The organism is Ignavibacteriales bacterium, from assembly GCA_026390595.1.
Taxonomy (GTDB): domain Bacteria; phylum Bacteroidota; class Ignavibacteria; order UBA10030; family UBA10030; genus UBA9647.
Map to the genome: position 1 here is coordinate 104726 of JAPLFQ010000005.1, position 12541 is coordinate 117266.

General features: G+C 53.5%; 6 protein-coding genes. 4 read left to right on the top strand and 2 right to left on the bottom strand.

The genetic code is table 11. The features are described 5' to 3' along the window. Positions 1–16 precede the first annotated feature (16 nt). From NTU47_01170 to NTU47_01180, 3 genes are all read left to right on the top strand, one after another. Positions 17–2611, top strand: a complete 2595-nt coding sequence (locus tag NTU47_01170; GenBank protein MCX6132396.1) for a GH116 family glycosyl-hydrolase — start codon at positions 17–19, stop codon at positions 2609–2611. Between the two features lie 148 nt (positions 2612–2759). Further along, entirely contained in the window at positions 2760–5486 is a 2727-nt protein-coding gene (locus tag NTU47_01175; protein MCX6132397.1) for a chitobiase/beta-hexosaminidase C-terminal domain-containing protein, read from the top strand. 112 nt (positions 5487–5598) lie between these two features. After that, a complete protein-coding gene (locus tag NTU47_01180; protein ID MCX6132398.1) occupies positions 5599–7821 on the top strand; it encodes an alpha-L-fucosidase in 2223 nt (740 codons plus the stop codon). 158 nt (positions 7822–7979) lie between these two features. Here the strand turns inward: NTU47_01180 and NTU47_01185 are convergent, their stop codons facing one another. After that, entirely contained in the window at positions 7980–8216 is a 237-nt protein-coding gene (locus NTU47_01185) for a VF530 family protein (protein ID MCX6132399.1), read from the bottom strand. Positions 8217–8586: 370 nt separating this feature from the next. On the opposite strand from NTU47_01185, the gene NTU47_01190 reads away from it, so the two are divergent. After that, positions 8587–9423: a hypothetical protein gene (locus NTU47_01190; protein ID MCX6132400.1), complete on the top strand. Its 837-nt coding sequence runs from the start codon at positions 8587–8589 to the stop codon at positions 9421–9423. Positions 9424–9608: 185 nt separating this feature from the next. Here NTU47_01190 and NTU47_01195 read toward each other — a convergent pair whose 3' ends face one another. Beyond that, positions 9609–12383, bottom strand: a complete 2775-nt coding sequence (locus NTU47_01195; GenBank protein ID MCX6132401.1) for a putative Ig domain-containing protein — start codon at positions 12381–12383, stop codon at positions 9609–9611. Between the last annotated feature and the right edge of the window lie 158 nt (positions 12384–12541).

Genomic DNA, 12541 nt, shown 5'->3' on the forward strand with positions numbered 1-12541 from the left:
CAAAACGAGGTGCACCATGACTCTTCTCCTTTTCTCCTCCGCCCGCAGTCTGTGTTTCGCGATGCTCCTCCTGGTTTCCGCCGCATTCGCCGGAAACCCCGTCAAATCCTGGCCTATGATCAAACACTATGATCAGAAGCATCTGGGTCAAATCGCTCTGCCCATCGGAGGAATTGGAACAGGGACAATCTCGCTTGGCGGCAGAGGAGATTGGAGGGATTGGGAAATCGTAAACCGACCGGCGAAAGGATTCAATCCGGGAGCGCCGTTCTTCGCAATTCGCACAACATCCGTTGATGGTAAGGTGAAGGTTCGCGCCGCGCAGGGACCGGTTGATGAACATCAGTACTCCGGTGCGTTCGGGGTCAAGGACGCGACAAATTCTGCCCTCCCCTGCTTCAGAAACTGCAGTTTCGATGCCGGCTATCCATTCGGGATCGTCAACCTCGCGGATCCTGATATGCCCGTCAAGATCAGGATCAAAGCATTTAATCCGTTGGTACCGACAGATCCCGACGCGAGCGGAATCCCGATCGTCTCGGTCACATACGAGGTCACAAACCTGACTGCCTCCGAGCTGGACGTCGCTGTGTGCGGAACGATGGAGAATTTTGTCGGAAACGACGGCGTCAAGAACGTCTCGTCGAAAAACCGGAATGATTTCAGGAAGGGAACGGGGTTTCAGGGGATCTTCATGTCGTCGGACAGCGTGAAGCCTGATGACGAGCGATGGGGAACCATGGCTCTGACGACAACGGCGAGCGATGGTGTAAGCTATCGCACTTCCTGGCTGAATGCCGGATGGGGCACGTCGATACTTGATTTCTGGGACGATTTCAGCGATGACGGACGCCTTGAAAGCAGATCTCCCGGAGCGAACACACCAAAGGCTTCGCTGGCGATTCAGGCAACATTACCTGCACGAGGAATGAAGGAGTTTACTTTTTTCATGACATGGCATTTCCCGAACCGGTATGCGTGGTCTCCGACACGGATCGGCAACTATTATACAACTCAGTACAAAGACGCATGGAATGTCATCGAGAAAACACTTCCTGAACTCGCTCGCCTGGAGAATGAGACGGTTCAGTTCGTGTCCTCTCTCACCGGAAGTGATTTGCCGCGGGTCGTGATGGAGTCCGCGCTGTTCAACCTCAGCACGCTGAGAACTCAGACCTGCTTCAGGAGCGAGGATGGCCGGTTCTTCGCCTGGGAGGGGTGCGGCGACAAGGATGGGTGTTGTTTCGGAACGTGCACCCACGTCTGGAACTATGAACAAGCTGTGGCGTTTCTTTTTGGATCCATCGCAAAATCGATGCGAGGGGTCGAGTTCGGCAAGGAGACTGACGATGCCGGGTTGATGAGTTTCCGGGTGAAGTTGCCCATTGACAGCGGCCAGTGGGGCAAAGCTGCTGCCGACGGGCAGATGGGATGCATCATGAAAATGTATCGAGACTGGCAACTCTCCGGCGACAACGCTATGCTGACCTCTCTCTGGCCGAACGTCAAGAAAGCGCTTGAATTCTGCTGGATCAAAGGGGGATGGGACGCCAACAAGGATGGGGTAATGGAAGGATGCCAGCATAACACGATGGACGTTGAATACTACGGTCCCAATCCCCAGATGGGAATCTGGTATCTCGGCGCACTGAAATCAGCCGAACAGATGGCGCTCTTCATGCACGACACCGAATTTGCCTCAACCTGCCAATCACTCTTCTCACATGGAAGCCGTTGGATAGACAGTGCGCTCTTCAATGGCGAGTACTATATCCACAAGATTCTGCCGCCAGGCGACAAGTCGAATATCGCGCCCAGCCTCCTCGTCGGCATGGGCTCGAGCGACTATGCCAATCCGGACTATCAGCTTGGCAACGCGTGTCTCGTCGATCAGCTGATCGGCCAGATGATGGCTCACGTAAGCGGACTCGGATATCTGACGGATCCGAAACATGTTCAAACCACGCTCGCCAGCATCATGAAATACAACTACAAGAAATCCCTGCATGATCATTTCAATTGCCTCCGGACGTTCGCGCTCGGAGACGAAGCGGCGCTTTTGATGGCAAGCTATCCGAAAGACCGTCCGAAGAACCCCTTCCCGTATTTTACGGAAGTGATGACGGGGTTTGAATATACGGCAGCAATTGGAATGCTGTACGACGGTCGGCGCGAGGACGGACTGACCTGCATCACGAGCTTGCGCAACCGGTACGACGGCTTGAAGCGCAACCCGTATGACGAAGCCGAGTGCGGTCATCATTACGGCAGGGCGATGATCAGCTGGGCGGAGATACTGGCGCTTACCGGCTTTCATTACTCTGCAGTCAATCAGGAAATGTCGTTGACAGCGAAAGACGGCAACTATTTGTGGTCCAATGGATATGCGTACGGGATGGTTTCTGTGAAGAGGGCCGGATCAAAGAAGTCTGTTACACTCTCTGTAATCAAAGGGCAAGCGTCATTCAGAACATTCACTTTGAATGCGTACGGAAAGAAAGTTTTCGCTGTCCCTGTTCGGGTTGAGCCGGGGAAGACGTTCGGGTTTGATGTCACCGCTAACGATTCAAAAGCGGGCTTGCCGGTGTACTCCCCGTCGGGAAAACAATAGCACACTGATCACATAGACGTTACAAGATCGACGCTGATGTGACTATGTGTGCCGATCGTGTGTTGTTTCTGTGTCATCTGCGTGCTCACGCTGAGTTACCAGATCTTTGCAAACGACATTTTGAATTGAACTCTTAAGGATTCCACGTATGGATACTCGGTCACGCTCTTTTGTTGGAATGCTCTGTGCCGTACTGCTCTTGTCGGTGCAATCTTCTCATGCCAGCCCCCTGCAAGAGTCTTCCTCCTTGCGGGCTACGCTTCAGTTGATCCCTACCCCTCAGAAGGTGATTTTCGGCCCCGGCCGCTTTATATTGACTTCCGATACCAGGATACTCCTCGGCAATCAGAAGGATGAACAAGACATCTTTGCTGCGTTGGACCTGTCTGATGAATTGCAGTCAGAACTGAATATTCATCCGTCCCTCACGAAGATGTTGAAGGGAAAGGCCATCGTCATCGGTCGGCCCGCGAGAGATAGGGTTCTTCAGGGTGCGTTGAAAGCGGCCGGAATTGCCATGCCGCCGGAGCTGGGCGATGAAGGATACGTCATCCATATTGCTCCCTCTCAAATCCTCATCGCCGCCAATTCAGGAGCCGGAGTATTCTATGGCGTGCAGACGCTCAAGCAGCTCATCCGATCCAACAGAGAGGGCAATGCCCTTCCATGTCTCACCATCACCGACTGGCCTGCCCTTCGATACAGGGGTTGGATGGATGACATCAGCCGCGGTCCCATACCGACGATCGCATTTCTCAAAGAAGTCATCAGGAAGATGGCAGAGCACAAGCAGAATTTCTTCACCCTCTACACAGAGCATGTCTTCCGGCTGAAATCTCATCCCGAAATCGCTCCCGCCGACGGAATCACATCAGAGGAGGTTGCAGAGCTGACATCCTTTGCGAGGAAGTACCACATTGAACTCGTCGGCAACGCGCAATCGTTCGGGCACATGGAAAACCAGCTCCGGTCCCCGTTCTATAATGATATCAGAGAGAACCCCTCCGTCGTCACGCCTGCAGTTGAGGAAACCTATCGATTTCTCAAGGAGGAGTACGACGAAATTGTGCCTTCCTATCAAAGCATGATGTTTCACATCAACTGTGACGAAGTATATGGTCTTGGACGCGGCCCGAGCAAACGGATGGTCGACTCGATGGGCATGCCCGCAGTCTATGCGTATCATATCAACCGGATCAACAATCTCATCAAGCCGTATGGCAAGCGGATTTTGATGTGGGGGGACATCACCGCTCAGAACCCTGACATCATCGAAAAACTTCCGAAGGATCTCATTGTGATTTCGTGGGGATATGACGCTGAAGAGAGTTTTGAGCCGGCGATTCTTCCGTTCAAGAAGACGGGATTCGATTTCATGGTTGCGCCCGGCGTGAGCTGCTGGACGGAAGTGTGGCCCAACATGTCCACCGCTGTTGTCAATATCTCCAATTATGTGCGCGACGGTGTGAAGCTGGGCGCGATGGGAATGATGAACACCGCGTGGGACGACGACGGTGAGAACTTGTTCTCGTACAACTGGCACGGTCTTCTCTGGGGTGCAGAGTGTTCGTGGCATCCGGCTTTATCGCTTGCAGGCGAGGAGGCCCGGAAGGACCGGGAATTGCGGTTGGCCGGGTTCAATCGGGCCTTTGATGAACTGTTCTTCGGAACAAGCGGCGTTGCAGACGCCTTGTTCCAATTCGATTCTATTCGGCGTTACCCGGTTCAGGGAATTGTAAGGGATTACGGTGTCTGGAGCAGCATGTTCGATACTGATGCCGAAACCACGGGTGAGCAGGCGAAGGCTGCAAACGAGCATATCGTGAGCGATGCGAACATGCTCATCGGGCGATTGAGCGCTCTCCGAGACAACGCAAAGCGGAATGCCCGCGTGCTGGATTTTGCCTCATTCGCTGCGAAACGTGTACTTTTTACGGGAGAGAAGAATCTCGCCCGCATTGCCCTTGCACGGTCAATGAGGTCCGGCAATGGCGACGGGGCGGCGTCTCAAAGAACCGAACTCAACCGCCTGCTCCGCACGCTGCATACACTCAAAGCTGAGTACGTGGGATTGTGGCAGCAGGAAAACCGATCATGGTGGCTGGACAGGGTTTTGGACAAATACGACCGGCTTGGCAATCAGTTCGTCGATCTCGACAAAACCGTGATCATCGAACCAGCGGTATCAATTGCCGGGGAAAAGAGGACGATCGCACTCAAGACGGCGTTCAATGACCAGGCGATCTACTATACGACAGACGGCTCTGAGCCGACGCTTCGCTCAAGGAAATACACCGCAGCATTTGAGATCGAACGCAGCGCGCTCATTCGCGCGAGGGTGTTTATCGATCGACAGCCGTATCCACCGTCGGAGAAATTCGTGTTGATTCATAGAGCCATCGGGAGATTGTTCAAACTCAATTCCACATACAGTCGGTACAATCGTGCATACTCTGCGGGTGGCGAGATGGGTTTACTCGATGGTGTACGGGGCTCGGAGAATTTCGCGGACGGGCGCTGGCAGGGGTACCAGGGGCAGGATCTTGACATCATCATCGATCTGCAGAAGCCCACAAGCATCAAGAACATCAGCGTGGGGTTTTTGCAGAATAGCTTTTCCTGGATCCTGATGCCCGATCGCGTTCAGATATTTGTTTCGGACGACCAGGACAAGTTTGTCCTGGCGAAAGAGATTCTCAACAACGTCGATCCGAAGGAGGATGGAGCGATCATCAAAGACTTCAGTGCGGGTTTTCCGCAGCTTGTCGCTCGCTACATCAGGGTCGTCGCCAGGAATCCCGGGAAGCTTCCCTCGTGGCATCAGTCTGCAGGAAGCGAATCGTACATCTTCGCGGATGAGATTATCGTTGAGTAGTGCACACTGATGTCACTGAAGAACCAGAGAGACAAATCCGTGTAAATCACGCACCATCTGTGGCATCAATGTGCCATCCCGGGGAATGAACACTCTGATGATAACCTTTTCTATGCGAGTCCATATACTACTGGCTATAACTGTACTGTTTGTATCCACCACCCTCAGCCGGCAGGAAAGGAACTTCGCCATCATCAAATCCGGCGAATCCCTTCCGGGTATCGTACGCAAGGCCGCCAACGTCACCCCCTCTCCACGCCAACTGGCGTGGCAGCAACAGGAATTCATTGCCTTCGCCCACTTCGGTATGAACACCTTCATGGATCAGGAGTGGGGAAAAGGAACCGAAAGCCCTTCCGTTTTCAATCCGGGCGATTTCGACGCACGGCAATGGGTTACAGTAATCAAAGACGCCGGGATGAAACTGCTCATCATCACCGCAAAGCATCACGACGGTTTTTGCCTTTGGCAGAGCAAGTACACGCTTCACAGCGTCAAAACCAGCCCGTGGAAAGGCGGCAAAGGAGACGTTGTGGGTGAGGTTGCTCTTGCCTGCAAAGAAGTGGGGCTCAAATTTGGTGTGTATCTCTCCCCGTGGGACCGGCACGAGCCGACATTCGGAGATTCTCTTCGCTACAACGAGTATTTCCGCAATCAACTGCGCGAGCTCCTCACGAGCTATGGTGAAATTTCTGAAGTCTGGTTCGACGGCGCAAACGCCGAGGGACCGAACGGGAAAAAGCAGATCTACGACTGGTCTTCATATTACAAGGTGATCCGCGACCTGGCGCCGAATGCAGTCATCGCCATTATGGGACCCGACGTTCGGTGGGTCGGCACTGAATCGGGGTACGGGAGGGAAACCGAGTGGAGCGTCGTTCCGAACATCACACAGAACCTGGAATCTATCGCTGCTTCTTCACAGCAGTTTCCCGTTGACGGGGCTTTCACGCCGCGGGATCTGATGGATGATGACCTCGGAGGGAGGCAGAAAATCAAGAACGCATCCGCGTTGGTCTGGTATCCTTCTGAAACAGATGTTTCAATTCGTCCCGGTTGGTTCTATCACTCAAACCAGGACAACCTGGTCAAATCCCCCGCGAAGCTGGTGGACATTTTCTACAGCTCCGTCGGACGCAATTCAGTTCTCCTCCTCAATATTCCTCCTGACAAGCGCGGGCGGATCACGGAGCACGATATCAAGAGCCTTCAGGGAATGCGCAAGATTCTCGATCAGACTTTCAAATCCAACCTTGCGGCTGGCGCAACGATCATCGCTTCTAATGAAAAGCTCGGACACAAAGCTGCCGCAATCATTGACCATCATCCGACAGGTTACTGGACTACTGATGATGGTGTTGAATCCGCGACGCTTGAATTCCGATTTCCGGAAGAACAAACGTTCGATCGATTGATGCTGCAGGAGAACATCGCTGTCGGACAGAGGATAGAGTCTTTCCGTCTTGATGCCTGGACCGACAAAGCCTGGAAGACGATTGCGGGGGGAACGACGGTTGGCTACAAGCGACTGCTCCGTTTTCCCGCTGTGACGTCCCGCAACGTGAGACTCGTAATCGACTCATCACGTACAAATCCGACCCTCTCCGCTTTTGCCCTGTACAAATCACCCCCGTCGGTGGTTATCGAGCCCAACGGCGGCACCTTTGAGCGCGATCTCCGCGTTCGGCTCTTGTCCGACGCGAAGAACTCATCGATTTTCTATACGCTCGACGGCAGCGAACCGACGCTGCAATCGCCGCGCTACGCGGGACCAATCAGGCTGACCCGTTCCACTCTGGTCAGAGCCGCTGCCTCCATCGGCGATGAACCGGCCGTCGAGTCCACCGAAGCGCGGTTCACAAAGTGTTTAAAGGTACGATCGGTGGTCTTCGACAAACCGTGCAACGCAAAGTACCCGGGCCGGGGTGATTCAACGATTATTGACGGTCGTCGCGGTTCAATCGATTTTCAGGACAAGGCATGGCTGGGGTTCAGCGGAGACGATGTGGTTGCGACGCTTGACCTCGGAACATCAAAGCCCGTTCACAAGATCACAATTGGTTTCTTGCAGCAACAGGGCTCGTGGATTTTCTTACCAACGGAGGTTACTTTTCTTGTATCTGAGGATGGAACTAACTGGAAAACGCTGGGGGCCCAAAGCAATGCGGTGAAACAAACAGAGAGTGTTCGTGTGGAAGATTATTCCCGGGCCGTTAGGAACGCGTCGGCAAGATTTGTGAGGGTTACTGCGAAGAACGTCGGTGTGTGCCCATCGTGGCATTCCGGCGCCGGAGATAAGGCGTGGCTATTTGTTGATGAGATCGTGGTGGAATAATTGCTTTTGTAGGTTCGGTCGGGGCACGGCTTGCCGTGTCCCGACCAATTTTCGATTGGCGAAATGGAGACTTGACAATGCTCAGGAGGGCGTGATGGGGGTGGCGATGGAATCATTGCTCACCCGCTCAGCACGACTGTCAACATGTTGGAAGAGAATCACTTCTCAATGCTCTCAAGATAGAGGCTCTCAACCTTTTTTCTCGCCCATGGTGTCTTGCGAAGAAACTTCAGGCTTGACCGGATGCTCGGATTTTCAATGAAGCATCGGATCTTGATTCTCAGTCCCAGTTCTTTCCAGCCGTATTGATCAACCAGATGATGCAGGATCATCTCCAGTGTTTTGCCGTGGAGAGGATTGTTCGGCTGGTCTTTGGTCGCTTGTCCTGTGTCCATCGTGTCTTATGGAAGAGCGCCTTTGATGTACGATTGATCGCCGCTGCAAGAGCTCTGTGTTTGGTGTCTATTCGAGAACGAACCCTCGGGGCAACACATCTGAGCTTCTGAATGACAAAATAATCAATTTTTACTGATCGTGGTGCTTCTCTATTCTCGTCCCTCCTCTCCGTCTGAAGACACGGGAACCTTCCGGCCAAAGTGTGCACCTTGGCGCAGCCCCCCGGGCCCCGTTCGGTTGATTATGACCTGACGTTGAACTAAGTTTACAGTGTATCCAACCTCGCACCGCGCGCTCCATCGAATATTCACAATCATCCTGAAGCCCGGAATTGAGCCCTTCGTCACATTACCGAAAGGAGATCTTCCCATGAAATCACGTTTCATGTGCATTACCTGTCTGATTTGCTGCCTCTCATCACTGCTGCCAGCGCAATCGGTCGAACGCTTCAGCAGCAATCCTATTCCGAAGCTCAACGTGCTCGGCATCGCTCAGTCAGAGGATCTGGCAACCGCGAACAACGTGCTGAAAGAGGTTTTCAAAGAGAAGATGAAAATCGAACTCCTCTTCCCCGTGATCGCCGATCCTACGTACAAGAAGCTAAAGGAACAGAGCATGTTCGACATCGCGCTGAACGGCAAGAGCACGACCGGTAAGAAGTTCTTCACCTGTGCCGATTCACTTCTGGAATTGAACGCCAACCCCTTCAGCATGCTCCTTGTCGACAGGAAAGGAACTATCCGGGCCATCAACCAGGCGATGATGATCGACCCACGGCTCTTCTCGAAGGTCGTAGAAGAGGTTTTGCTCAATCTGGACGGCAAGGAGGCTATTACGGTTGACAAATCCAGTCCATGGCAAACTGATCTCGGACGCGACAATGAAGCAAAGAAGCCCAAAGCGCTCATCAGTTTTGGCAGCAGCGAAGACAAGTTTTATACGCTTCTGGGAAAGCAGGTGCCTGCCATCCCACTCAAAGCACTTGATGGAACAAACTATGCAATTGCCGATTCTTTGAAAGGGAGGGTAACGCTCATATTTGTTTTTGTGGCATCATCGGAGCCTGATGCGCAAATGAATATTGCCGGGGCTGCAATCACAACGCAGCTGATGAACGCGTTTTACAAAGCACTCACGCTCGGCGAGGCGCCGCCAGGAGATGAATTTGTGAAGAATGCCGTCACGGAGGGTGCGAAGGTTCAGTAGCAGGCTGTTGACCTCGTTGCACCCCTCTCAAAGAACGTTAATTGTATTGGCGGCCATCGTTCGCGTGGCCATCCGAAAACAAAAAATCCCCTTTGGACAAAGGGGATTTTTATGTACCCGATCAGAAAACACGCCAGATCGACGTATTCATGAATCGTCGTTGGGCGCGATCGCAACATCCGGTCTTATCTGAGAAGAAGCATCTTTCTCGTCATCACCGAATGCCCAACCCGAAGCTGATACAAATAGATCCCGGATGCGACCGATTCTCCGCGATCGTCCTTCCCATCCCACATCGCGGTGTGGATTCCCGATGTTTCCATTCTGTTGATAACTGTGGCAACGTCGCGGCCGAGCATGTCATAAACTCTGAGGGTCACGAAGCTGCTTGCTGCGAGCTGATATTTAATAGCTGTCGACGGATTGAACGGGTTGGGATAATTCTGCTCCAGGACGAATTCTTCCGGGTGGCTTGTTTTCTCCTCAACGGCCGTCAGCAATAAGGGCGACAGCGTTAAGGATGCTGTCGCAGAGGGAGAGGCTTCACCGACAACGGTATTGAAAACCGAATTTGCTTTCGCTGAAGCGCCCGAAACAAAATTCACTTTGTCCACCACCAACGTGTACGAACCCGGTGCCAGTTCTTCGATGAAGAACTTCCCCGTTTCGTCCGTGATGCCAAATCCCGCAACATCATCCGGGTTTAGAAGGGCATACACAATTGCTCCTGCCGCATTGCCCGATTGCACCCCATCCCCGGGCATTCCGCTTATTGAAACCAAGCCGGAAATGGAATTGTATCCCGGGACCCTTCTCACCAACGGCTTCGCGCTGATTGTGATACCCGTGACAGAGTTGCCGTTGATGCCGATTTTTGTGGCTCGTTCCCAATTCGTGGTTGATCCGTTCAGGCTGTAGTACGTCGGTGCGTACGGTCCCAACGGCAGGGCAAGAACGATGTAGTCCCCCGGCAGCAAATTGGCGATGGTGTACTTCCCTGTTGAATCCGCCTCGGCGGGATACACTCCTAGTCCATCCAAATAGATCTTTGCCCCTTGAACGCGATAGGCAATGACCTTGGAACGGAGTCCGGCTTTGGTGGCTGAGTCTATGACACTCCCGCTGATCTTCCCTGTCGCAATCGAACTGATGGATTTCAGTGTGAAATTGATACCAGAAGTATCCCGGCTGAGTTTGAGAGGAGTGGCGGTCAACACATCGGGCTTGCCGTCGAAAAACATCGTGACAAATCCGGGCGCCGTTGCCATCACGGTATACGTGCTCTGAGGAAGCTTGATGGCGTACTTGCCCGTTGAGTCGGCGCGCACTTTGTAAACGGCTTCAGGACTTATGATGCTGCTGGTCGGGTTGACGGTCGTCAGCATGGTCGACGTGAACACCACTGTCGCTTCGCGCATCACTTTCTTCGTCTCGTCAAGGGCTGTTCCGCTCACCGAAAATTGCGGCGGGATCGCTTTTACCTTCAGAGTGAAATTCACGGTCGTCACTGTGTTTGGCAGAACAACGACGGGCGTTGCTTTGTCGAGCGTCAGCGCGCCGTTGTACCATTGTTCGCCGAAATCTCCTCTCGTCGGGATTGCCCTGGCAAAGTACTTCCCGGAGTCCACTCGCGCGAAAATAAAGGCGCCGGCCGCATCGGAGATGATCTTGAGATCGGACGCCTGAGTCCCGTTTGCCTGATACAACTGGATGTACACTCCGGCAACCGGTTTGTTCAGTGTGTCTCTTACACTCCCTGCAACCGAGCCGCCGGGTCCACTGACCGTGATTCCAAAGGATTGTTCCGCGCGTCCCCCTTTCGATGAAACGACAACGATCGCTACTTTGAAGCTCCCCTTTGCCGCGGGAAGCCATGAGATGAGCCCCCTCACGGAGTCGATGTTCATGCCGTCCGGCCTGACGCTTAGTTGATACTTCAGCATGGCGGCTGGATCTGATGAAGTCGCTGTTACCTGGTAGGAGTAGGGAACGTTTGGCGCCGCTGATTCAAGGGGTCTTGAAGTAATCTGAACGACGTCATTTTTCGCGCCCAGCACGAAATTGACCGTCGACGTGATATTCGGTTTCACAAGAATCGGTGTTGCGCGTTCCTGCACTGTGACACCGTCGAACCACTGCTCCATGAAGTTGCCTGAGGTCGGTATGGCGCGCGCGAAGTAGGTGCCGGAATCAACACCGGCAACCATGTATTTTCCAAGCGGATCGGTATATCCTTTGTACTGTGGTGTCAGTGCTGCGGTTCTTGGCATCAGAAGAACCGCCACGTTTGCGACCGGCTTCCCGAGCAGATCCGTGATGAGACCGCTCACCGTCCCGGCTGGACCGCTGATGGTGATGGTAAACGTTTGCTCGGCGCGCGCCCCTTTGGACGAAGTAACAACCACAGAGGTTTTGAAGAAACCCCGTTGTGTCGGTGTCCATTGAATAAGTCCGCGGGCGGAATCGATCGTCATTCGCTCAGGCTTCGCTGAGAGCGCGTATTGCAGCGTTGCGCCCGCGTCTGTCGACACTGCGATAACCTGATATGTATATGGCGTGTTGATCGCTCCGGTTTCTCTGGGAATCGATGTGATGATGACGCTCTCAACCGGACGTACCTCGACGGTATTGCTCGAACGGAACGTGCCGTTCTTCATGAGCGCGCCGACAGAGTACGTGAGCGGGAGGGCGACCTTCGGGGGCGATTGGTCCACGAATTCGAATTTCGTTGTGGAGTCGAGTCTCACAACCGGCGTCATTGTGCCGCTGATTCCGCGGTAGATGTAATTCATCCGGACAGAATCCCCCGGAAGCCCCGTCCATTTGAGATACACCTTCCCCCCATCGTATTTGCCGCTCAGCACGAAGTCGGGCTTTGTGGCTTGCCCCAGCAGGGGGAGAGAGATGAAGAGCGTGCCCAGAATCAGCAGACCGAGCATGATCCAGAGTCTTTGTCTCATGGTGTGTCCTGAAGAGAATGTGCAACGTGATCGTTTGAAGCAACGGCACCGGTATTTGCGACTGTTCTGTGGACTGCGAAGTTTGGCAGCTTAACTTTGGTTCCGGATTGCTGTTGTCTGTCATTTCGCCTGAAAACCCACGCTTCAATGTACCCACT

Coding starts and splice junctions, on each gene's coding strand:
- NTU47_01175 (MCX6132397.1), top strand. CDS start 2,760: ATGGATACTCGGTCACGCTCTTTTGTTGGAATGCTCTGTGCCGTACTG.
- NTU47_01170 (MCX6132396.1), top strand. CDS start 17: ATGACTCTTCTCCTTTTCTCCTCCGCCCGCAGTCTGTGTTTCGCGATG.
- NTU47_01190 (MCX6132400.1), top strand. CDS start 8,587: ATGAAATCACGTTTCATGTGCATTACCTGTCTGATTTGCTGCCTCTCA.
- NTU47_01180 (MCX6132398.1), top strand. CDS start 5,599: ATGCGAGTCCATATACTACTGGCTATAACTGTACTGTTTGTATCCACC.
- NTU47_01185 (MCX6132399.1), bottom strand. CDS start 8,216: ATGGACACAGGACAAGCGACCAAAGACCAGCCGAACAATCCTCTCCAC.
- NTU47_01195 (MCX6132401.1), bottom strand. CDS start 12,383: ATGAGACAAAGACTCTGGATCATGCTCGGTCTGCTGATTCTGGGCACG.